This is a genomic window from Streptomyces sp. RKAG290 (genome assembly GCF_023701695.1).
GTDB lineage: Bacteria > Actinomycetota > Actinomycetes > Streptomycetales > Streptomycetaceae > Streptomyces.
Genome location: NZ_JAJOZC010000001.1, coordinates 851,501 through 874,186 on the forward strand (window position 1 = coordinate 851,501; position 22,686 = coordinate 874,186).

17 protein-coding genes and 1 pseudogene are annotated in these 22,686 nt (G+C 72.4%); 5 read left to right on the plus strand and 13 right to left on the minus strand.

All coding sequences use genetic code 11. From position 1 onward, the window contains the following. From LNW71_RS03660 to LNW71_RS03695, 8 genes and pseudogenes are all read right to left on the minus strand, one after another. Window positions 1–1,044, minus strand: a complete 1,044-nt coding sequence (locus LNW71_RS03660) for an aldo/keto reductase (protein ID WP_250966895.1) — start codon at window positions 1,042–1,044, stop codon at window positions 1–3. Beyond that, window positions 1,041–4,868, minus strand: coding sequence for an ABC transporter ATP-binding protein (locus LNW71_RS03665; RefSeq protein WP_250966896.1), 3,828 nt, complete (start codon window positions 4,866–4,868; stop codon window positions 1,041–1,043). The genes LNW71_RS03660 and LNW71_RS03665 overlap by 4 nt, the downstream gene beginning before the upstream one ends. Next, on the minus strand, window positions 4,865–6,250 hold the full coding sequence (locus tag LNW71_RS03670; RefSeq protein ID WP_250966897.1) for an LLM class flavin-dependent oxidoreductase: 1,386 nt from the start codon (window positions 6,248–6,250) through the stop codon (window positions 4,865–4,867). The genes LNW71_RS03665 and LNW71_RS03670 overlap by 4 nt, the downstream gene beginning before the upstream one ends. After that, window positions 6,234–7,037 carry an ABC transporter ATP-binding protein gene (locus LNW71_RS03675; RefSeq protein ID WP_250966898.1) on the minus strand — a complete coding sequence of 268 codons (804 nt, stop codon included), beginning with the start codon at window positions 7,035–7,037 and terminating at the stop codon, window positions 6,234–6,236. The genes LNW71_RS03670 and LNW71_RS03675 overlap by 17 nt, the downstream gene beginning before the upstream one ends. Then, entirely contained in the window at window positions 7,013–7,912 is a 900-nt protein-coding gene (locus tag LNW71_RS03680) for an ABC transporter permease (protein WP_250966899.1), read from the minus strand. Before LNW71_RS03680 ends, LNW71_RS03675 begins: the two co-directional genes overlap by 25 nt. Continuing rightward, on the minus strand, window positions 7,909–8,976 hold the full coding sequence (locus LNW71_RS03685) for an ABC transporter substrate-binding protein (protein WP_250966900.1): 1,068 nt from the start codon (window positions 8,974–8,976) through the stop codon (window positions 7,909–7,911). The genes LNW71_RS03680 and LNW71_RS03685 overlap by 4 nt, the downstream gene beginning before the upstream one ends. 38 nt (window positions 8,977–9,014) lie before the next feature. Then, window positions 9,015–9,536 carry a flavin reductase family protein gene (locus tag LNW71_RS03690; protein ID WP_250966901.1) on the minus strand — a complete coding sequence of 174 codons (522 nt, stop codon included), beginning with the start codon at window positions 9,534–9,536 and terminating at the stop codon, window positions 9,015–9,017. 364 nt (window positions 9,537–9,900) lie between these two features. Further along, window positions 9,901–11,153 (minus strand): annotated as a pseudogene (locus tag LNW71_RS03695) (ROK family protein). Between the two features lie 542 nt (window positions 11,154–11,695). Here LNW71_RS03695 and LNW71_RS03700 point away from each other — a divergent pair. Further along, a complete protein-coding gene (locus LNW71_RS03700; protein ID WP_250966902.1) occupies window positions 11,696–14,122 on the plus strand; it encodes an endonuclease/exonuclease/phosphatase family protein in 2,427 nt (808 codons plus the stop codon). Between the two features lie 22 nt (window positions 14,123–14,144). On the opposite strand, the gene LNW71_RS03705 is transcribed toward LNW71_RS03700, so the two are convergent. From LNW71_RS03705 to LNW71_RS03715, 3 genes are read right to left on the minus strand one after another with little or no spacing between them, the layout of a single operon-like run. Next, a complete protein-coding gene (locus LNW71_RS03705) occupies window positions 14,145–15,059 on the minus strand; it encodes an alpha/beta fold hydrolase (RefSeq protein ID WP_250966903.1) in 915 nt (304 codons plus the stop codon). A 29-nt stretch (window positions 15,060–15,088) separates the two neighbouring features. Further along, window positions 15,089–16,333, minus strand: coding sequence for a beta-ketoacyl-[acyl-carrier-protein] synthase family protein (locus tag LNW71_RS03710; RefSeq protein ID WP_250966904.1), 1,245 nt, complete (start codon window positions 16,331–16,333; stop codon window positions 15,089–15,091). After that, window positions 16,330–16,563, minus strand: a complete 234-nt coding sequence (locus LNW71_RS03715) for an acyl carrier protein (protein ID WP_250966905.1) — start codon at window positions 16,561–16,563, stop codon at window positions 16,330–16,332. Before LNW71_RS03715 ends, LNW71_RS03710 begins: the two co-directional genes overlap by 4 nt. A 286-nt stretch (window positions 16,564–16,849) precedes the next feature. On the opposite strand from LNW71_RS03715, the gene LNW71_RS03720 reads away from it, so the two are divergent. Further along, complete coding sequence (locus tag LNW71_RS03720) at window positions 16,850–17,569, plus strand: nitroreductase family protein (RefSeq protein ID WP_250966906.1); 720 nt, start codon at window positions 16,850–16,852, stop codon at window positions 17,567–17,569. A gap of 232 nt (window positions 17,570–17,801) precedes the next feature. Beyond that, entirely contained in the window at window positions 17,802–19,355 is a 1,554-nt protein-coding gene (locus LNW71_RS03725) for a peptidoglycan-binding protein (protein WP_250966907.1), read from the plus strand. A 100-nt stretch (window positions 19,356–19,455) separates the two neighbouring features. On the opposite strand, the gene LNW71_RS03730 is transcribed toward LNW71_RS03725, so the two are convergent. Further along, the gene (locus LNW71_RS03730) at window positions 19,456–20,277 is read right to left on the minus strand and encodes an NAD(P)H-binding protein (RefSeq protein ID WP_250966908.1); all 822 of its coding nucleotides are present in this window, start codon (window positions 20,275–20,277) and stop codon (window positions 19,456–19,458) included. A gap of 97 nt (window positions 20,278–20,374) precedes the next feature. On the opposite strand from LNW71_RS03730, the gene LNW71_RS03735 reads away from it, so the two are divergent. Next, window positions 20,375–20,968, plus strand: a complete 594-nt coding sequence (locus LNW71_RS03735) for a TetR/AcrR family transcriptional regulator (protein WP_374119332.1) — start codon at window positions 20,375–20,377, stop codon at window positions 20,966–20,968. A 15-nt stretch (window positions 20,969–20,983) separates the two neighbouring features. On the opposite strand, the gene LNW71_RS03740 is transcribed toward LNW71_RS03735, so the two are convergent. Further along, a complete protein-coding gene (locus LNW71_RS03740) occupies window positions 20,984–21,388 on the minus strand; it encodes a nuclear transport factor 2 family protein (RefSeq protein WP_250966909.1) in 405 nt (134 codons plus the stop codon). A 220-nt stretch (window positions 21,389–21,608) separates the two neighbouring features. Between LNW71_RS03740 and LNW71_RS03745 the strand changes: the two genes are divergently transcribed. After that, window positions 21,609–22,649, plus strand: coding sequence for a hypothetical protein (locus LNW71_RS03745; protein ID WP_250966910.1), 1,041 nt, complete (start codon window positions 21,609–21,611; stop codon window positions 22,647–22,649). The last annotated feature ends 37 nt before the right edge of the window (window positions 22,650–22,686 follow it).

The following is a 22,686-nucleotide window of genomic DNA, read 5'->3' on the forward strand; positions in this document are numbered from 1 at the left end:
CTACACGCCCGGCCGTGAACGGCGGCGCAGTGCCGGGTCGGTGAGCTCGGCCGGGTGGTAACCGGCGTCGCGGGAGGAGAGGTTGGTCCCCGGCGGCACGATCTTGTCGATCCGGTCCAGCACGTCCTGGCTCAGCCGTACCCGGTCCGCACCCAGCTGGCTCGTCAACTGCTCGAAGGTCCGCGGACCGATGATCGCGGAGGTGACGGCCGGGTGCTCCAGCACGAAGGCCAGGGCGAGCTGTACGAGGGTGAGCCCGGCCTCGTCGGCCAGCTGGGCGAGCGCCTCGGCGGCGTCGAGCTTGGCGGCGTTCTCCGTGGAGGCGATGTCGAACCGGTCGGCCTGCCGCTCTGCCCGGCTGGAGCCGGGCTGCTCGGCCCCCTTGCGGTAGCGGCCGGAGAGCCAGCCGCCGGCCAGCGGGCTCCAGGACAGCACCGCCAGACCGTACCGCCGGGCCGTCGGCAGCACCTCACGCTCGATGCCGCGGGCGAGCAGCGAGTACGGGGGCTGTTCGGCGACGACGCGTTCGCGGCCGCGGCGCTGTGCGGTCCACTGTCCCTCGACGATGGCGGACGGCTCGAAGGTGGACGTACCGATGTAGCGGATCTTGCCCTGGTGGACCAGGTCGGACAGGGCACCGAGGGTCTCGTCGAAGTCGGTGCCGGGCTCGGGGCGGTGCACCTGGTAGAGGTCGATCCAGTCGGTACCGAGCCGGCGCAGACTGTTCTCCACCTCCCGGATGATCCAACGGCGGCTGTTGCCCTGCTCGTTGGGGTCGCTGCCGAGGCTGCCGTGGAACTTGGTGGCGAGGACGACGTTGTCCCGGCGGCCGCCGGCCAGGGCCTTGCCGACGATGGTCTCGGACTCACCGGCGGAGTAGACGTCGGCGGTGTCGACGAAGTTGATGCCCGAGTCCAGGGCGTGGTGGATGATCCGGATGCTGTCGTCGTGGTCCGTGTTGCCCCGGGCACCGAACATCATGGTGCCCAGACACAGCGGGCTGACCTTCACACCCGTGCGGCCGAAATCGCGGTACTCCGTCATCCTGCGTTCTCCTTGACGAGTTCACTGACATTCAGGTGGTCGACCGGCACCGAGTGGCCGGTCTCCCGGAAGGCGTCCCACAGCCGTCGGTAGGGGCCGTGGGCGGCGAGCAGTTCGGTATGGGTGCCGGTCTCGACGACGGTCCCCGCGTCGAGCACCACCACCCGGTCGGCGCGGACCGCCGTGGTCAGCCGGTGGGCGACGACGACGGTGGTACGGCGGCGGGACAGCACCTCGGTGGCCGCGGCCACCCTGCGTTCGGTGGCGAGGTCCAGCGAGGCGGTGGCCTCGTCGAGCAACAGGACGTCCGGGTCGACGAGTTCGGCACGGGCCAGTGCGAGCAGCTGGCGTTGCCCGGCGGAGAGGTTACGGCCGCGCTCCCCCACCTGCTGGAGGTAGCCCAGCCGAAGCCCGGCGACCATCTCGTGGGCGCCGACGGCGCGGGCCGCCTGTTCCACTTCGGTGTCGGTGGCGTCGGGGCGCCCGTAGGCGATGGCGTCGCGGACGGTGCCGCTGAACAGGTGGGCCTCCTGCGGGACCACGCCGAGCCTGCGGCGGAATCCGGGCAGGTCGAGCTCGCGCAGATCGTGCCCGTCCACCCGGACGGTGCCGGCGGACGGGTCGTAGAACCGGGCGAGCAGCTTCACGACGGTCGACTTCCCCGCCCCGGTGGCACCGACCAGGGCGACGGTCTCCCCCGGTGCGATGCGCAGGGACACCCCGTGCAGGACCTGCCGGCCGCCGCCTCCCGCGTATCCGAAGGAGACCGAGTCGAACTCGACCTCGCCGCGCAGGGCGGGAACCGGCCGGGCGTCCTTCGCGGGCGGCGTGCCGGCGGGGGTGCGCATCAGGCCGCGGAGCCGGCCGAGGCCGACGACGGCCTGCTGGTAGCCGTCGAAGACCTGGGAGAGCTGCTGGATGGGTGAGAAGAACAGTTCGACGTAGAGCAGGAAGGCGATGAGTGTTCCCGCGCTCAGCTCCCCCGAGCGGACCTGACCGGCACCGACGGTGAGCACGGCCGCCGAGGAGAGCGTGCCGAGGAACTCGACGAACGGGAAGAACGTGCCCATGTAGCGCTGGGCCCGCAGCCTGGAGTCCCGGAAGGACCAGGCGAGTGCGGCGAAGTCGGCGGCGTTGCGGCTCTCGCGGCGGAAGGCCTGGGTGACCCGGATCGCGGTGACGTTCTCCTGCAGGCAGGCGTTGACGGCGCTGATCCGCTCCCGGGCCTCGCGGTAGGCGGGCACGGAGTAGTGGCGGAAGACCGCGGTGGCCACGATCAGCAGCGGCAGCGCGGCGAGCAGCACCAGGGCCAGTTCCGCGTCGATCACCAGCAGGCTGACCAGCACGCCGAGTACTGTCAGCAGGCTCACCACGGCGGTGATCAGGCCCGTCTGCAAGAAGTTCGACAGGGCGTCGACGTCGGTGGTCATCCTGGTCATGATCCGGCCGCCGAGCTCGCGCTCGTAGTAGTCGAGGCCGAGCCGCTGGAGCTGCGCGAAGGTTTTCACGCGCAGGGTGTAGAGGAGGCGTTCACCGGTGCGGCCGGTGGTGCGCACCTGGGCCACCCCGATCAGCCAGTTCGCGGCCACCACGACGGCGGCGGCCGCCGCGGCGGCCAGCAGGACGGCTCCGGCCCGGTGGGCCACTCCCTGGTCCACCCCCTGCCGGACCAGTACCGGCACGGTGATCTGGGCGGCGGCGTCGAGGGCGACGAGCAGCAGGCCCAGGAGCAGCGGCCGCCGGAAGGGCCGCAGCAGGGCGGCGAGGCCGAAGTCCGCCTCGGCGGCGACGGCCTGGCCGGTGGGGACCTCGGGGTCGGCGGCGGGCAGCGGGATCCTGGCCAGCGCGGCGATGAGTTCGGGACTGGGCGGTGCCGAGCCGAGCACTCCGCCGCCGGGGCCGGCCCGTCCGGGCCCGGCGGTCGCGGCGGCCTCGGCCAGTGCCTGGGCGGCCCGGACGGCGGTCCCCTCCGTGAGTTCTCCCCCGCTCCCCTCGGGGCGGCGCCACAGGTGCGCGGTGGTGCGCCCCGCTGCCCCACCGGGGTCGGGGAGGGGCGCGGCGCCTGGGGTTTCGTCCGTCGACAGAAGGCTGCGGAACAGCGCGGATCGCGCGCTGAGTTCGGCGGGCGTCCCGGTGTCCGTGATCCGTCCGCCGTCGAGGATGGCGACGCGGTCGGCGAGTTCCAGCGTCGAGCGGCGGTGCGCGACGATCAGGGTGGTGCGGCGGCGGTCGTCCTCCCGGAGCCGGTGGTGGATCTCGGCCTCCACCCGGGCGTCGATGGCCGACGTGGCGTCGTCCAGGACCAGCACGGCCGGGTCGCCGATCAGTGCGCGGGCCAGGGCCATGCGCTGGCGCTGGCCCCCGGAGAGGGTGAGGCCCTGCTCGCCGACCACGGTGTCGTACCCCTGCGGAAGCCGTTCGATGAACTCGTCCGCGCGGGCGATCCGGGCGGCCGCGCGGATCCGCTCGTCGGTGGCGTCCGGTACGCCGTAGGCGATGTTGGCGCGCACGGTGTCGGAGAGCAGCAGGCTCTCCTCGAAGACGTAGCCGATCCGGGAGCGCAGGGAGGCGAGGGTGAGGTCGCGGACGTCGCTGCCGCCCACCCGCACCGATCCGGACGGCACGTCGTAGAACCTGGGCAGCAGGGCCGCAGCGGTGGACTTGCCCGAGCCGGCCGGGCCGATCAGGGCGAGGGTCTCGCCGGGGTGGATGTCCAGGGTGAAGTCGTCCAGGAGCGGTTCGCCGTCCCCGTAGCCGAAGGTGACGTTGCGCCAGGCGAGGGCCGGCGGCTCGTCCGGCAGTTCCCTGGCCCGGGGTGTGTCGGTGATCACCGGTGCCTCGTCGACGACCTCCAGGACCCGCTCCGCGCCGGCCCGGGCCTGCTGCCAGACGGTGAGCAGGGTCGCCACCTGGCGCACCGGGGTGACGAAGGAGCCGAGGTAGGTGGTGAAGGCGAGGAAGGTGCCCAGTGATATCCGGCCGTGCAGGGCCATCCAGCCGCCGAGTGCGAGCACGGCGACCTGGCCGAGTGCGGGGACCGCCTGGAGCGCCGGGTTGTAGCGGCTGGTGAAGCGGACGACCCGCAGCCGGGAGGCGAACAGGTGGCGGGCGCGCTGTTCGAGTCCGGCCAGCTCGCGCTGCTCCTGCCCGAAGCCCTTCACCACCCGGACGCCGGTGACGGTCGCCTCCACGGTGGAGGCGACCTCGGCGGCCTCCTGCTGGGCGTGCCAGTTGGCGGGGAAGAGGTCACGGCGGCTGCGCAGCGCGATCAGCCAGAGCAGCGGGCCGACGACCAGTGCCACGACGGTCAGCAGCGGTGACAGCACCGCCATGAAGACCAGCGAGAAGAGGAACATCAGCGCGTTGCCGGTGAGGTTGGGCAGGAACTGCAGGAGGGTCTGGATGAGGGTGATGTCGGAGATGGACCGGCTCACCACCTGTCCGGTGCGCAGGTCGTCCTGCTGGGCGCCGCCGAGCCGGAGCAGCGCGGCGAACGCGTCGTTGCGGAGGTCGTACTGCACCCCGAGGGAGAGCCGGCCTGAGCGGTAGCGGCGGGTGAAGCTCGCGCCGAAGCGGACGGCGCCGAGCGCGGCGAGCAGCACGGTCCAGGGGGCGAGTGAGGCGGTGGTGCCGGCCGCCACCCCGTCCACCACGTGCCGCAGCACGAGCGGCAGGGTGGCGGTGGCGACGGCGGCGACCACGGCGGCGCCGAAGGCCAGGAGCAGATCGGTGCGGTGCCGCAGGCAGTAGTCCAGCAGCCGCCGCGCCCATCCGGGCGGCGGCTGCGGGGGCGTACCGGTTTCCGGGTTCGGACAGTCCGTCACCGGGCCTCCGCCAGACCGATGCCGAAGTGGCCCTCGCTGCGGTCGACGGTCTCGAACAGCCGGTTGGCGGGCCGCGGCAGTCCGTAGTGCCCGCGCAGGGTGCTCGCGGTGTACTCGGTGCGGAACAGGCCGCGCTCCTGGAGGATCGGCACCACCCGGTCGACGAAGATCTCCAGGCCGGAGGGGAGGACGGCGGGCATGATGTTGAAGCCGTCGGCGGCCCCGCTGTCGTACCAGTGCTCGATGGTGTCGGCGACCTGCTCGGCGGTGCCGGCGAAGGTGCGGTGGCCGCGGCCGCCACCGAGCCGGGCGATGAGCTGGCGTACGGTCAGGCGTTCGCGCCTGGCGAGCTCCACGATGAGGGTGTAGCGGCTCTTGGCTCCCTCGATCTCGTCCTCGGTGGGGATGTCCTGGGGGAGCTCCGCGTCGAGGTCCAGGTCGTCGGGGGCGATCTTCAGCCGCTGGGCGAGCTGCCGCTTGGCGTACTCGGGGACGATGAGGTTCTCCAGCTCGGCGTCCAGCGCCAGGGCCTCGGCCTCGGTGTCGCCGATGACGGGCACGATGCCGGGGAGGATCTTGATGCCGTCTGGGTTGCGGCCGATGGCCTCGGCACGCTGCTTGACGTCCTTGTAGAAGGCGATGCCTTCCTCCAGGGTCTGCTGGGCGGTGAACACCGCCTCCGCGTACCGGGCCGCGAAGTCCTTGCCGTCCTCGCTCGACCCGGCCTGTACGAGCAGGGGATACCCCTGCGGCGGGCGTTGTACGTTCAGCGGTCCGTCGACGCGGAAGAACTCGCCGTTGTGCTCGATCCTGCGCACCCGCTCGGCCAGGGCGTGGACGCCGCGTTCCTTGTCGGCGATCACGGCGTCGTCCGCCCAGCTGTCCCAGAGCTTGGTCGACACCTCGACGAACTCACCGGCGCGCCGGTAGCGGTCGTGGTGCAGCGGGGTGTCGTCGAGGCCGAAGTTGCGGGCCGCGTCGGCGCCCGCGGTGGTGACGATGTTCCAGCCCGCCCGGCCGCCGGAGACGTGGTCCAGCGAGGCGAACCGGCGCGCCAGGTTGTACGGCTCGTTGTAGCTGGTCGACGCGGTGGCGATGAGGCCGATGCGGCTGGTGGCCCCGGCGAGCGCGGTCAGCAGGACGGTGGGCTCCAGCTTGGCGGCGGGGCGCCGGCCGGGGTCGCCCATCAGGACGGGGCTGTCGGCGAGGAACAGCGAGTCCAGCCTGCCGCGTTCGGCTATCCGGGCCAGGTTCTTGTAGTGCTCGATGTCGGAGTTGGCCTCGGCCGGGCTCTCGGGCAGCCGCCAGGAAGCCTCGTGGTGGCCGGTGGACATGAGGAACGCGTTGAGGTGCAGCTGCTTGCGGTCAGGCGTGCTGGACATGGGCTTCCTTCGCTTCGGAACGGGGCTGGGTCACGCCGAGGGCGTCGAGCAGCGTGTCGCGGTACTCCTGGAACCGGGTGTCGCGGCGGGAGCGCGGGGTGGGCAGGTCGACGATGAGGTCGACGGAGATCCGGCCGTCCTCCAGGACGAGCACCCGGTCGGCGAGTTCGATGGCCTCGTCGACGTCGTGGGTGACCAGCAGCACCGCGGGACGGTGGCGTTCGTAGAGCTCGCGCAGCAGGCCGTGCATCTTGATCCGGGTGAGGGCGTCCAGGGCGCCGAACGGCTCGTCCGCAAGCAGCAGTTCGGGTTCGCGGACCAGGGCGCGGGCCAGGGCGGCGCGCTGCTGTTCGCCGCCGGACAGCTCGTGCGGCCAGGACCGGTCGCGGCCGTCGAGACCGACCTCGGCCAGTGCGGTGAGGCCGCGTTCGCGGGCCCTGGGGCCGCGCAGGCCGAGGACGACGTTGTCGATGACCCGCAGCCAGGGCAGCAGCCGGGAGTCCTGGAAGGAGAGCGAGACCCGGTCGGGGACGGTGAGTTCGCCCGAGCCCTCGACGGTGTGATCGAGCCGGGCGACGGCCCGCAGCAGGGTGGACTTGCCGGAGCCGCTGCGGCCGAGCAGGGCGGTGAACTCCCCGGGAGCGATCGTGAGATCGAGCTCCTTGAGGATCTTCCGGTCACCGAACCTGCGCACCAGTTGCCTGGTGCGTACCGCGGGGTGTTCCGCGACGGCCGCCTTGCCGGCCCCGTCGCGGGTGTGGGTCAGCCCGCCAGAGTGCGTCGCCATGACAGGACCCTCCTCTCGACGGCGCGTACCGCCGCGTCCGATGCGAAGCCGAAGATCCCGTAGGCCACCAGGCCCACGATGATCACGTCGGACTGGGCGTACTGCTGGGCCTGGAACATCATGTAACCGATGCCGCTGGTGGCGTTGATCTGCTCCACGACGATGAGCCCGAGCCAGGACGCCGTGACACCGAGGCGCAGTCCGACGAAGAAGCCGGGCAGTGAGCCGGGGATGACGACCTTGCGGACGAACTGCTGTCGGCTCAGGTCCAGTCCCTCGGCCAGCTCGACGTAGCGGCTGTCGATGCCGGTGAGCGAGGAGTACGTGTTGATGTACATGTTCACCGCGACGCCGAGCGCGATCACGGTGACCTTCATCTGCTCGCCGATGCCGAGCCAGAGGATCAGCAGCGGGAGCATGGCGAGCGACGGGATGGCGCGCTTGATCTGGAGCGGGCCGTCCAGCAGGTACTCGCCGGTGCGGCTCAGTCCGGCGGCGACGGCGAGGACGACTCCGGCGCTCACTCCGAAGAACAGTCCCAGTCCGGCGCGCTGCAGCGAGATGAGGACGTTGTCCTGGAGGCGGCCGCTGGAGATGAGGTCCGACGCGGTGGAGATCACCGTGCCTGGCCCGGACAGGATGCGGGGGTCGAGGTAGCCGATGGCGGAGGCGAACCACCAGAGGGCGATGACCAGCACCGGGCCGATCAGCCGGCCGAAGGGAACGGCCCGGCCGGGGCCCAGCCGCCTGCGGGTGGTGCGGGGCGTGGCCGGCTTCGGCGCGGGTGCCCGCCCGTCGGGTGCCTTGCCGGCCCTCTCGGGCGCGGCGGTCGCGACCCGGCCGGCCGCGCGGGTGTTCGTCAGCAGTTCGGTCATGACGTCTCCCGATAACGGGCCGGTACGGCCTTGGCCGCCAGCCCCTCGAAGCGGCGGTCGAACAGCTCGGTGACGTCCTGTTTCGGCACGAAGCCGCCCGCGGCCATCAGGTCGGCGGTCTCCTGCTCCCACGCGATCGCCTTGTCCCAGCTCACCGGGAACTGCGGTTCGTGCAGGGAGGCGACGATGCGCTTGCCGTCCTCGCGTGAGACGCCCTGGTCCTTGACGTAGTACGTGTCGATCCACTCGTCGCCGTTCTCCCAGGCCCAGGTCAGACCGCGGGCCCACAGCGGGATGAAGCTGCGGACGGCGGCCGCCTTGGCCCGGTCGTTCAGCACCTCGTTGGGTGCCCAGAGGACCGTGAGCAGGTCCACGACGTCGGTCTTCACCCCGCGCGCCCCGTCCTTCCCGTACTGGGTGAGGTACTTGGTGAGGGTGGGCTCGCCGAGCGGGGCCACGTCGACCTGCTTGGACTGCAGGGCGGTGAGGAACTGGGTGCTGGGCAGCGCGACCAGTTCGACGTCCTTGTTGTCGATGCCCGCCTGCTTCAGTGCGCGCAGTACGACGACACCCTGTGCCTGGCCCTGCGAGAAGCCGATCTTCTTGCCGCGGAAGTCGTCCACGGCCTTGATGTCCGAGCCGGGCGCGGTCGCGAACACGTACGACGGGTTGTTGCGCACCTGCACGGCGACGATCTTCGCTCCGACACCGATGGCGTGGGCCTGGATCGGCGGAATTCCGGCGTTGACCGCGAGGTCGATGGAATGGGCCCGGAATCCCTGGATGATATCGGGACCTGCATTGAGGTTCGGCCATTGTGGAACGGAGAACGAGAGGTCCTTCTGCAATCCGGCGGGCTTGAGCTGGAGCCGTGTGGTGCGGACGGCTATGGAGAGTTTCGTGCCGGGCGGTGGAGCTCCCGAGGGGAGTTTCCCCGCGGGCTCCGCACTCGCCGCCGTTTCGGCCTGCGGCGAGCAGGCGGCAAGGCCCCCGATGATCGCTCCACCGGTGAGTGCGAGAAAGGACCTGCGACCGACGGTCCGGTATGTGTCGTGGCGTGCCATGGTGAATTCCCGATCAGTAGTCGTCGACGGCGCAGGTTTCAGAGGGAGTGGTAGGAGCCGTCGTGGAAGAGCAGCGGACTGCGCCCCTCGTCGAGCCATGCGTCCACCACCCGGGCTATGACGATGCGGTGGTCGCCGGCCGGGACCAGCTGCTCGGTCTCCAGCCGCAGCCAGCCGGCCACGCCTTCGAGCACCGGCTCCCCCTCCGGGAGGCGCCGCCAGCGGGTGGGAGCGGCGAACCGGTCGATGCCGCTGGTGGCGAAGGTGGTTGCCAGCGAGTGCTGTTCGGCGCCGAGGAAGTTCACGACGCTCGTGCGGGCCCGCTCGATGTGCGGCCACGACGAGGTGGTGGTGCCGATCCCGAACGACACGAGCGGCGGGTCCAGCGAGAGCGAACTGAGCGAGGTGGCGGTGAATCCGACGGGGCCGTGGCCCGCGTCGGCGGTGACGACCACGACTCCGGCGGGGTAGCGGCGGAAAGCCTGCTTGAAGCGGTCCGGGGCCACGCCCGTCGCGGCGGCCGCGGCAGGGGCCCGGTATGAGGACACGGTGACGGTCAACGTCTCTCCCGAGATGGAAAGCTGAAAAGGGGCAGGAAAATGCGGCAGGCGCACGGAAAATGGCAGGCCGGACAGGGCCATCGAATTCAGCAGGGCGAATTCGGCAGGACGCGCGTCGGCGCGAATCGTCCGCCGGAATTCAGCAGGTGATTACCGGAGGCCCGGACAGGGGCTACAACACAGGAGCCGGGCGGAGAGAGCCGACGGCGCGACCGGGCAGCACGAGCGCGTCACCGAGGAGGCGCTCCCTGAAATCCGCTGCTGGCTGGTCATGAATCCATCATCCCGTTCGGCTTCGCGCCCGGTCAACAATGCAACTGCCTGAATTAAGTCGGTTACGGGATCGGCCGAGGGTGAGGAGGCGTCAGGAGACCGCGGGCAGCGCCGGCCAGGGGCCGAGCGGGTCGGTGTACAGCGCGCCGAGCGCCACCGCTCCCCCGGCCGTGGCCAGGACGGAGCCGGTGAAGCTGGTCGGCACCACGGCCCGCTCCGGATCGTCACAGACCCAGGACCGCTCCGCCACCTCCGCCCGCAGGTCGGCCAGGCACTCCGGGATCCGGCCGGCCCCCGGCTCGACGACGACGAGCACCTCGGGGTCGAACATGTCGAGCAGGAGGGCCGCGGCCCGGCCCACCAGACGCGCCCGGCGCCGGAACAGCGCCACGGCCCGCGGATCACCGGCAAGGGCCCGCTCCAGCAGCTCCGGGAACGATCCGACGACCAGGCCCTTCTCGGCGGCGCGCCGCACCATGGCGCGCTCCGACACCTCCGACTGGAGGCAGCCGGTCCGGCCGCAGGAACAGGGTTCGGCACCGCCCGTCCCCCGGCGCCGAGGGGCAGATGCGCCACGCTGCCCGCTCCCGAGCGCGGGCCCCGGTGCATGGCCCCCTCGGTGGCGAAGGCCGCGTCCACGACCGCGCCGACGAACAACAGGACGGTACTGGTCCGGGTCGACTCCTCGCCGAACAGCTGCTCCGCCCGCGCCAACGCCCGGGAGTGGCTGTCCACGTGGACCGGCAGCCCGGTGGCCGCGGAGAGGATGTCGCGGACCGGGACGTCGCGCCAGCCGAGCTGCGGATGTTCCACGATCACCCCGGCCTCGGGGTCGACCCGGTGCCCGGTCGCGAAACCCAGGGCGAGCACGGTGCGCCCGCCGGCGTGCTCCGCGGTCAGCCGGGGCAGCCGGGCGGCGAGTTCGCCGAGCATCCGGCGTGGATCGGTGGTGCGGTGCGGCTGCCGGTCCTCGGCCACGATCCGGCCGCGCAGGTCCATCAGGGACACGGTGGAGTGGGCGACGGCGATGTGCACCCCGGCCACCAGGTATCGGCCGGTGTCGATCTCGACGGGGATGTGCGGCCGCCCGAGCCCCCTGGGGCCTACGGTCTCGGCGCTCTCCCGGACCAGCCCGCGGGCCAGCAGCTGACCGACGTGCCCGGTCACCGAGGCGGGCGAGAGGCCGGTCAGCCGGGCGACGGTGGAGCGGGCGACCGGTCCGTGGTCGAGGATCGCCCCGAACACCGACCCGGTGCCCGCAAGGCGGCGGGCGGGTGCGGTGGCGGGTATGTCGGAGCGGCGCAGCGGGGCGGGGCGACGGCCGGGCGCAGACAGACTCTTCACAGTGTCTTCCAGGTCCTCGATGGCAGCGGGTGACGCGGTGCGTGCTCCGGTACGTACGGAGCTCGTGGCAGTCCGCCGCCGGCCGGGGGCCGGGGAGGCGCTGCGTTCCGGTGGAGAGTCACCCTGCGGGGACCGGGGCGATGGTGCGGGGCGGGTGTGCCGTCCCTGCGCCGGGTCGCGCGGGCGTGGTGCTCTCAGGCCTGAGGACACACGGCGGAGCACACGCGCTTCAGGTCGATATGACCTCGCGTCGTCAGGTGTGCGGATCGCTGCATGTCGCGCAAGGTAGCCGGACCGGCTCAACCCGGTCAAACCCTTGCCGCATCATGGACACCCGCGCCCCGGCGGGATGTTGCCCGGGTGTTGCGGCGGCATGGCGGGCATCCGGCGCGGCTGTGAACGGCGTCGCCGCGCCCGGACGGTGCGGCCGCCCCGGCCCGGCGGCCGCCGCCGATTTCTGGAATTAACCTCTGATGCCTTGTCATGGCCGGTTCTACGCGCATAGCTTGTGCTCCCTCATCACACTCTGAGGGGCAGTCTCCGTGCGCATATCCACACCACGTTCCGTACTGCTGGCCGGCGCGGTCGCCGTGACCCTCTCGGCGACCGCGCTGCCCGCCGCATTCGCGGCCCCGTCCCCGACCGCCGTGATCTCCGAGGTGTACGGCGGCGGCGGGAACTCGGGCGCGAGCCTCACCCGCGACTTCGTCGAGCTGGCCAACGCGGGCTCGGCCCCGTACGACCTCTCCGGGTTCAGCGTCCAGTACCTGCCCGGTGCGCCGTCGGCAGGTTCGCTGTGGCAGGTGTCGGCGCTGACCGGTGCCGTCGCGCCGGGCGGCCGCTATCTGGTGGCCCAGGCCGCGGGCACCGGCGGCACCGTCGCCCTGCCCACCCCGGACGCCACCGGCACCGTCGCGATGTCCGCGGCCAGCGGCACCGTCGCGCTGGTCTCCGGCACCACCCCGCTGACGTGCAGGACGGCTGCCGACTGCGCCGCCGACACCCGCGTCGTCGACCTCGTGGGCTACGGCTCCGCGGTCGTCCGGGAGGGCGGCGGACCGGCGACGGGCGCCTCCGCGACCGCCTCCGTGGCGCGCGCGGCCTCGCTCGCCGACACCGACGACAACGCCGCCGACCTGTCCGCCGCAGCCCCCACCCCGGTGAACGCGGCCGGCGAGACGTCCGGCGGCGAGGACCCCGGCGACCCGGGCAACCCCACCGAGCCCGGCACCGTGCGGGTGCACGACGTCCAGGGCACCACCCGGGTCTCCCCGCTGGACGGCCAGGCCGTGACCGGGGTACCCGGCGTCGTCACCGCGGTGCGCACCACGGGCTCGCGCGGCTTCTGGATCCAGGACACCTCGCCGGACGCGGACCCCCGTACGTCCGAAGGCGTCCTCGTCTACACCGGCTCCGCCGCCCCGACGGTCGCGGTCGGCGACTCGGTGCTCGTGAGCGGCACGGTGGACGAGTACTACCCGTCGGCCACCACGCAGTCCGTCACCGAGATCACCGCCCCCAGGACCACGGTCCTCTCCAAGGGCAACGCGCTGCCGGCGCCGGCGGTGCTCGACGCGGCCTCGGTGCCCCGCGGGTACGTCCCCTCGGCGGGCGGCGGCTCGATCGACGCGCTGCCCCTCGAACCGGCCGCGTACGCGCTCGACCTCTACGAGTCGCTCGAAGGCACCCGGGTGCAGGCGTCCGACACCCGGGTCACGGGCGCGACCACCTCGTACGGCGAGGTCTGGGTGACCGTCGAGCCCCGGCAGAACCCGACCCGGCGCGGCGGCACGCTGTACTCCTCGTACACCGACCAGAACACCGGCCGGATCAAGGTGATGTCGCTCGACCCCGCGCGACCGCTCCCGGTGGCGAACGTCGGTGACGTGCTGTCCGGCACGACCACCGGCGTGCTGGACTACGACTCCTTCGGCGGCTACAGCCTCCAGGCCACCGCACTCGGCACCCGCACCGACCGGCACCTGAAGCGTGAGGTCACCAGGAAGCAGCGGGGCGGCGAACTCGCCGTCGCCACGTACAACGTGGAGAACCTGGACGCGCTCGACGCGCAGGACAAGTTCGACACGCTCGCCAAGGGCGTCGCGGTCAACCTGTCGGCCCCCGACATCGTGTCGCTGGAGGAGATCCAGGACGACAACGGCGCGGTCAACGACGGCACGGTCGGCTCCGAGGCCACCCTGAAGCGGTTCACCGACGCGATCGTCGCCGCGGGCGGCCCGCGGTACGCCTGGCGCTACATCGCCCCGCAGGACGGCAAGGACGGCGGCGAGCCCGGCGGCAACATCCGTAACGTCTTCCTCTTCAACCCTGCCCGGGTCTCCTTCGTGGACCGCGCGGGCGGCGACGCGACCACCGCGGTGAAGGCGGTGCGGACGAGGCACGGCGTCACCCTGTCGGCCTCGCCGGGCCGGATCAGCCCGGCGAACGAGGCCTGGTCCGACAGCCGCAAGCCGCTGGTCGGCGAGTTCCGGTTCCACGGCAAGCCGGTGTTCGTCGTCGGCAACCACTTCACCTCCAAGGGCGGCGACCAGCCGCTGCACGGCCGCTACCAGGAGCCGTCGCGCAGCTCGGAGACGAAGCGCGTCCAGCAGGCGGCGGAGGTCAACACCTTCGTCAAGTCACTGCTGGCGGTGGACAAGTCGGCGCAGGTCATCGCACTCGGCGACCTGAACGACTTCGCGTTCTCACCGACGATGTCCGCACTCACCGCCAGCAAGGTGCTCAAGCCGCTGATCACCACGCTGCCGGCGAACGAGCAGTACAGCTATGTCTACGAGGGCAACTCGCAGACGCTCGACCACATCCTGACGAGCCCCGGCATCCGGCGCCTCGACTACGACGTGGTGCACATCAACGCGGAGTTCGCAGACCAGGCCAGTGACCACGACCCGCAGATCGTGCGGGTGCGCACCGACGCCTCCGGCCACGGGCACCACGACCACCACTGATCCCGTTCGCGGGCGGGCGGGATCAGCCGCCCGTCCGCGGCAGGACCCGCGCCGCCGCACGCGGCCGCGGCAGCGTGGCAAGGGGCCACAGGGCGGGCGCCGCCTCCAGCGGGAGATCGCTGAAGAAGCGGGCGGCCAGGTCCGCCACGTCGTCCGGGCGCTCCAGGACGACCCAGTGGTCGGATTCGCTGATGGTCAGGAACCGGCTGCCCTCGATCGTCGCCGCGAAGGCGCGCTGGCGTTCCGGTGAGGTGACCGTGTCGTGCTCACCCGCGAACACCATCGCGGGCACACCGCTCAGCCCGCCGGAGAAGTCCGGGCAGTGGTCCAGGGCCCGGCGCAGCGACTGCGCGGCGTGCGGGGAATGGGTGAGCACGTGCAGGAACGACCGCCGGACATAGCGCCGGGCGAGTTCCCTGCGGTGCACGGTGCGGTCCGGGTCCAGGCACATCAGCGCCTCGGCGGTCAGGGTGGCGAGCCCCTCCAGGTCACCGGCCGCCAGCCGGTCGACCGCGCGGCCCCAGTGGCTGCGCTGGGACTCACTGATGTGGGCCGGTACACCGCCGAGGACCAGCCGGGCGATGCGGCCGGGGTTCTGCTGTGCGCAGCCGAACGCGATCGACGCACCGTAGGAGAAGCCGAAGAGGTTGACCCGGGGGACGCCGAGGTCGTCGATGATGGCGGTGACCGCCGCGTGCAGGATGTGGTCGCCGGTGCCCGGCGCCAGTGGGTCGGCGCCGCCCATGCCGGGCAGGTCGGCGGTGATGACCGGGGCCCGCGCCCCCAGGTGCTCGTCCATCTGCGGCCAGCCGTACATCCCCTGGAGCGCGCCGCCCAGCACGATGACGGGGTCGGTGCGGGGCGAGGGCTGCGGCAGGATCCGGTAGCTGTAGCGCAGCCCGTGCACCGACAGGTTCCGGATGATCTCGTCGGGCATGGTGATCGGTCCTTAGGTCCGCTGCGCCGTCAGGCCCTGGTGAGGACGAGTGCGGCGTTGTGCCCGCCGAAGCCGAGCGAGGTCTTGACGGCCGCGTCGAACGCTCCCGGCCGGGCCTCCTTGCTCACCACTTCGATCGGGATCTCCGGGTCGGGGGCGTCCAGATTGACGGTGGGCGGTACGAGTTGGTGCTGGAGGGCCAGCACGGTCAGCGCGGTCTCGATGCCGCCCGCGGCGCCGAGGGTGTGTCCGGTCATGGCCTTCGTCGAGGTGACGAGGGGGTGATCGCCGAGCACCCGGCGCAGCATCGCCGCCTCGATCAGGTCGTTCGACACGGTCGAGGTGCCGTGGGCGTTGACGTGCCCGATGTCCGCGGCGGCGACCCCGGCGTCCGCGAGGGCGGTGCGCAGGGCCCGTTCGATGCCGAGCCCCCCGGGGTCCGGTGCGACGGCGGAGTACGCGTCGCTGGACGCCCCGTATCCCGCGACGTGCGCGCGGACCGTGGCGCCCCGGGCACGCGCGTGTTCGGGGCGTTCCAGTACGAGGAGTCCGGCGCCCTCGCCGACGACGAACCCGTCGCGGTGGGTGTCGAAGGGGCGGCAGGCCGCCTCGGGGTCGTCCCGGCGGGTGGAGACCGCCTTCAGCTGGCAGGCGCTGGCGATCAGCAGGCGGGAGCAGACCGATTCGGCGCCGCCCGCGACGACGATGTCGCAGGCCCCGGTGCGCAGCATCTGGTGCGCGGTGCCGATGGCCACGGTCCCCGACGAGCAGGCGGTGGAGACGGCCTGGCTCGGGCCGTGCGCGCCGAGGTCCGTGGCGACGCTGCTGGCGGCGCCGTTGACGACGGTGAGCGGGGCGAGCTTGGGCGAGACCCGGCGGGCGCCGCGCTCGGTGAGGGCGGTGTGCTGCTCGTCGTAGAAGGGCAGTCCGCCGTGGGCGGAGCCGATGACGACGGCGACGCGGCCGCTGTCCCAGACCGAAGGGTCGAGCCCGGCGTCGGCGACGGCTTCGCGGGCGGCGATGACGGCGAGCTGCGAGAAGCGGTCCATGAGCCGCTGGGTCGCCACCCCGAGCACCGCCCTCGTGTCGAGGCCGGTGACTGTGTACATGAAGTCGCAGGGCAGGCCGTGCAGTTCGGGCCTGTGCAGCACGGAGGGCGCGTCGACGGCCTCGGACACCCCGCGCCAGGTGGCGGCGGTCCCGACCCCCGCCGCGGTGACGAGACCGATCCCGGTGACTGCGGCGGCGAAGGGCTCGGGCCGGTAAGGGGTCATACCGCCACCTTGCGGTGCACGGCGTCGACCAGTTGGCCGACGGTGTCGCGCGAGGTCAGCTGGACGTCGTCCAGGTCGACGCCCATCCGGTCCTCGATGAGGAGCCGCAGTTCCTCCAGGGCCAGCGAATCCAGCCTGAGTTGACGGAGCGACGCTTCGGGGCGGATGGCCACGGGATCGGTTCCGAAGTTCGCCACCAGCAAGGTGCTGATCTCGTCTGCCGTGCTCATGGGCACTCCTCCGCAGTCGTACGCGGTGACGCCTTGCCGCGTGGGGTGTGAGTGCCATCGGGGGACGCCGGCCGGTCCGGAGGGACCCTTTATACGCCTTGTCGGCGTCGCCTCCGGTCCCCGTTCCCCCGTGCGGTGGGGGGATGGGCAGGTGTACGAATCCGCTGGTGCACGTCTGGGGACGAATCGGCGGGCGCGCGGAGAGACCGCCCGTCGGCAGGCTCCGGCCGGCGGGCCGATCAACGGGCCTCCTCCCGGTGGGGCTTCGCCCGTACACTCCGCGATCATGAACATCGAATCGACACAGGCCACCGACGCCCGCGCCCTGTTCTCCACCATGTCCACGATGCGCGCCATGCGGCGCCTCAAGCCGGAACCCGTGCCGGACGAGACGCTGGAGCAGCTCATACAGGCCGCCGTCTGGGGTCCCAGCGGCGGCAACATGCAGTGTTACGAGTACGTCGTAGTGACCGACCGCGAGGTGATGGCCCGCCTCGCACCGCTGTGGAAGAGGTGTGTCGACGCGTATCTGGCGACGACCGGGAAGCACGCCCCGAAGGGGATGGACGACGCGGCGTACGGCCGGATGGTCGCCGCGATCGAGTACCAGCGCGACCACTTCGCCGAGACCCCCGCACTGATCGTGCCCTGCTACCGGTTCCCGGAGCCGCAGTTCGACGAGGAGGGGCTGCTCGCCTACGCGCAGGCGCTCGGCCCGGCGGGCGTCGAGCACATGACGGGCACCCAGACCCGCTTCCAGGCGCTCGCCGAGGGCTCCTGCGTCTATCCCGGCGTCCAGAACCTCCTGCTCGCCGCCCGGGCGCTGGGGCTCGCGGCGAACGTCACCATCTGGCACCTGATGCTGGAGCAGGAGTGGAAGGAGGCCCTCGGCATCCCCGAGGACATGCAGACCTTCGCCGCCGTTCCGGTCGGGTGGCCGCAGGGCAACTTCGGACCGGTCCGGCGCCGCCCGGTGGCGGACGTCATCCACCGCGACCGCTGGTAGGACGGCCGGCCCGCCCCGGCGGACAACCGGGGCGGGCCGGGCGCCGAGCGGTGCCCCACAGCCGGACCCGCCGTCGCCCCTCAACTCCATTGGAGTGAAACGAAGTTCGACACGCAGGTCAATGATTGTCATGCCCTGAACAGCTGGATACCCTGACCGGGCTTCGCGGCCCCTGCGCCCACCCCACCCGGGCCCGGGGGCCGTTCTTCTCCCCCACAGAGCAGGAGCAGGTATGCCCAGACGCGTCGCAGCCCACACAAAGGCCCGCGCATCCGTGCTGGCGGCCCTCACCGCCACCGTCCTGGCCACGACCGGCACCCCGGCCCTCGCCGCTCCGGACCCCGGCCGGCCGATGAACCGGGCGTTCGAGCGGGCGGCCGAACAGTTCGGCGTACCGCGTGATCTGCTCGCCGCCGTCGGCTACGGCGAGACCCGCCTCGACGACCACTCGGGCCGCCCCAGCCAGGCGAACGGCTACGGCGTGATGCACCTCGCCAGCAACCCCACGAACCGGACGCTGGAGCGCGCCGCCGCCCTCACCGGCGAACCCCTGGCCGACCTCCGCGCCGACACCGGCGCCAACATCCTGGGCGGCGCGGCGGTGCTGCGCGGCTACGCGGACAAGCTCGGCCTCGACGCCCGGGACCGCGACGACATCAACGCCTGGTACCCGGCCGTCGCCCGGTACAGCGGCAGCCAGGGGCCGGCCGCCGCCCTCTACGCCGACACGGTCTACACCTTCCTGGCGGACGGGCTCGACGTCGTCGCCCCGGACGGCGAGCGGGTCTCGGTGACGGGCCGTCCGGTCTCCCCGCACAAGGGATCGCTCGACACCGCGGAGCTGCGCACCCAGAGCCCCGACTACCCGTCCGCGCTCTGGGTCCCGGCCGACCCGAACAACTTCGCCACCGGCCGCTCGGCGGCCGTCGACAAGGTGATCATCCATGTCACGCAGGGCTCGTACGCGGGCTCGATCAGCTGGTTCCAGAACCCGACCGCCGAGGTGAGCGCGCACTACGTGGTGCGCTCCTCCGACGGCCAGATCACCCAGATGGTGCGCGACAGCGACACCGCGTACCACGCTCGGAGCGCCAACGCCTCGGCACTCGGCATCGAGCACGAGGGCTTCATCGACGACCCGACCTGGTTCACCGACGCGATGTACCGGTCGTCGGCGGCCCTGACCGCGCACCTGTGCGACCGGTACGGGATCCCGAAGGACCGGGCGCACATCATCGGGCACAGCGAGGCGCCGGGCAACGATCACACCGACCCCGGCCCGAACTGGGACTGGACCCGCTACATGCAGCTGGTGGGCGGGGCCACGGGGGGCGGCAGCACCCCGGACGGGCGCAGCTTCACCGCGTACGCCACCCAGCGGAGCGGCTCGACGGGCGCCCAGGTCACCGCGGTCCAGCAGCTGCTGAACGAGCAGGGCCAGGCGGCGGGCGCGGCCGACGGCGTCTTCGGCCCGGCCACGGAGGCCGCGGTGACGGCGTATCAGACGGCGCACGGGCTGGCCGCCGACGGCGTCGTGGGGCCCGGGACCTGGACCGCGCTGCTGTCGGCGGGTGCGACGGCGACCCTCCAGGAGGGCGCGTCGGGCGAGGGTGTCAAGCGGCTCCAGCGGGCGCTGACCGCGGCGCTCGGTTCGACGGTCGGCATCGACGGGAGCTTCGGCCCGGCGACGACGACGGCGGTGCGCAGCTACCAGACGAGCCGTGGCCTGACGGCGGACGGCATCGTGGGGACCGGCACCTGGACGGCGTTGCAGGCCGGCCGCTGACGGGCGCGCTCCCCGGGCGGGTGGTGCGCGGTGTGCACCACCCGCCCGTCGGAGGAAGGGCGGGCGGCGCCCCCGTGGACGCGGGGGCGCGACCCTGTGGTCACCGGAAGGCGGCGGCGTTGCGCTCCGCCCACGCGGCGAAGGTGCCCGGCGCCCGGCCCAGGAGCCGTTCGGTGTCGGGGCTCACCCGCCGTTCGCCCTCGGTCGGTTCACCCAGGATGGCCAGGGTGCCCTCGACCACGGGCAACGGCATGAACCGCGCCATCAGTTCGTGGGCCTGCGCACGGGTCTGTTCGGTGAACCGGACCGGTTCGCCGAGGGCGGCCCCGATCGCGGCCGCCCGCTCGCGCGGAGTGGTCCCCGCGGGACCGGTCAGGGTGTACGTGGCGCCCGGGTGCGGGTCACCGTGCAGCACGGCCGCGGCGGCCGCGGCGACGTCGTCCGGGTCGACGAAGGGCAGCGCCACGTCCGCGAACGGCGCCGCGGCCTCCCGTCGGGTGCGGATCGACTCGGCCCAGGCGAACGCGTTGGCAGCCATCCCGCCCGACCGCAGGACCGTCCAGTCGAGCCCGGACTCCCGCACGGCCTCCTCGAACCGGCCCGGGTGCCGGTAGGCCTCGGGGCGGGTCTCCACGCCCTGCGAGGACAGCAGCACCACCCTGCGCACACCGGCGGCCTTCGCCGCCGCCAGAATGCCGTCCGGGTCCTCGCCGGCCACCAGCAGGAACAGTGCGTCCGCCCCGGCGAACGCGGCGTGCAGACCCGCCGGCCGGGCCAGGTCCGCGGCCACCGCCCGCACCCCGGGCGGCACATCGGCATCGGTGATGTGCCGCGCCACCGCCGTCACCGGCACCTGCGCCCCGGTGAGAATCCGCACCAGCGTCCGCCCGACGTTCCCGGTCGCACCTGTCACCACGATCATGTCGATCTCCCCGCTCAGAAGTAAGTTAGTTGACTTACTAACTCCGTCGACCGAGAAGCTAGCACAGGCGGGCGGGCGGCTGTCTATAGTTAGTCGGGTGACTGACTCAATGGATTCCCGGCACCCTCGGGCCAAGGCGGCCGGCAAGCGGCAGCGGCTGACGGCCGCCACCGCAAGGGTCCTGCACGAGCAGGGCGTGGAGCGCACGACCATCGCCGACATCGCCCGCGCCGCCGACGTCCCGGCGGGCAACGTGTACTACTACTTCAAGACCAAGGACGAGCTGGTCCAGGCCGCCCTCGCGGAGCACGCGGGCCACCTGGGCGAACTCACCGGTCTGCTCGACCGACTCCCCGACCCGCGGGAACGCCTCAAGGCCCTCATCGGGGCGTGGGTCGGCCGGCGGGAGACCGCGGCCCGCTACGGCTGCCCGATGGGCACCCTGGCCGTCGAGCTCGACAAGCGCGCCGAGGGCGGCCTCGACGCCGAGGCGGGGCGGGTCATCCGCCTGCTGCTGGACTGGGTGGAGCAGCAGTACCGCGAGCTGGGCGCCGCCGACCCCGAGGGGCTCGCACTGGCGCTCGTCGGCGCCTACCAGGGCATGTCCCTGCTCTCCAGCGCCCTGCGCGATCCGGAGATCATGACGCGCGAGGGCGCCCGCCTGGTCCGGGAACTCGACAGCCTGGCCTGACGCCGGAAGAGGGGGTCAGGAGGCGCTGAGCGGGGTGCGCCGTGCGATGACCTTGCGGCGGGCGATGCGCCAGCCCCGCTCGCCGCGCACGACGGTGTCCTCGTACGTCACGCTGCCGCTCGTCCCGTCGGCGTTGATCCCGATGCCCTTGGACCGGGCCGACACCCGGCCGTCACCCAGGTCGGTGAGCACGATGTTCGTGACGTGATGACCGACCGGGTTGAGCGCGCCCATGGCGAGCGCGGCATCCCGGAAGGCGTCCACCCCCACCAGCGAGCCGTGGCCCAGGCTCGTGACGTCGTAGACCACGTCGTCGGTGAACAGCTCGTCCAGGCGGTGGAGTTCACCGTCGTCGACCAGATGGCCGTGCAGTGCGATCAGTTCCAGGACGGCCAGCCGGTCCTCGGTTCCCAGTGCCACGTGTTTCCTTTCGCCGGAGTCGGAGCGGGCCACGACACTACCGCCGCCCGGTCGGTTCACCGAAGCCGTTTCCGCGCGCTCGCGGCGCGGCGGGACGACCCGTCGTCCGACGCTTGACGTCGGCGGGCGGGCGCCGTAGTAGTCGGGGGAGAACGGATCTTGACCACCTCGCCACCGGGCCCCGTCGGGCGGTCCGGGGCCGTCCCCGAGGAGTTCAGCTGTGAGAGTCGGAGCGGCACGAGCCGCCGCGGTCCGCTGGGTGGCCGAACACGCCCCCTCCACCCCCGGCTACCGGGGGGCGTACTTCAGCGGCTCGACGGTGGGGCGGCCCGACGACGCCGAGCTGGCGCCCTCGTCCGACGTCGACGTCATGGTCGTCGTCGCAGAGGACGAACCGCCGGCCAAGCCAGGCAAAACTCTTTACGGGGGCGCCCTGTTGGAGATCACCTACGTACCGTGGGCGGAGCTCGACGCCCCGGACGAGGTGCTCTCCTCGTACCATCTGGCAGGCGGTTTCCGCAGCGACACGGTCATCGACGATCCCACCGGCCGGCTGCGCGCCCTGCACGAGGACATCTCGCGCCGGTTCACCGACCGGGCCTGGGTCCGTCGTCGCTGCCTGGACGCCCGGCGCCGCGTGGAGAACCGGCTCGCCGCGTCCGACGCGTCCGCGCCCTTCCACGAACAGGTGCCGGCCTGGATGTTCCCCACCGGGGTCACCACCCACGTCCTGCTGGTCGCCGCACTGCGCAACCCCACCGTCCGGCTGCGCTACCCGGCCGCGCGCGACGTCCTCACCGCGTACGGACAGCAGGAGCTCTACCCCGAACTGCTGGGACTTCTCGGCTGCGCCGAGGTCTCCGCCCGACAGGTGCGGCACCATGTGACCGAGCTGGCCCGGACGTTCGATGCCACGGTCCCGGTGGCCCGGACGCCGTTCTTCTTCAGCAGCGACCTCACCGGGGCGGCCCGCCCGATCGCCGTCGACGGCAGTATCGATCTCGTCGAGCGGGGCGACCACCGCGAGGCCGTCTTCTGGATCATCGCGACGCTCGCCCGCTGCCACACCGTGCTGGCCGTGGACGCCCCCGGCCTGCACGCCGAGCGGCTGCCCGCGTTCGAGGCGGCGGCCGCCGATCTCCTGGGCATCAGCGGCGCCGCGGACCTGCCGGCGCGGCGCGAGGAGGTCATCCGGTTCCTGCCCCGGCTGTGGGCGGTCACCGAGACCGTCCTGGCGGCCAATCCGGACATCACCGGATAGGCCTGCCCGTCCGGATCAGGCCGGGCTCGCGTGCCCT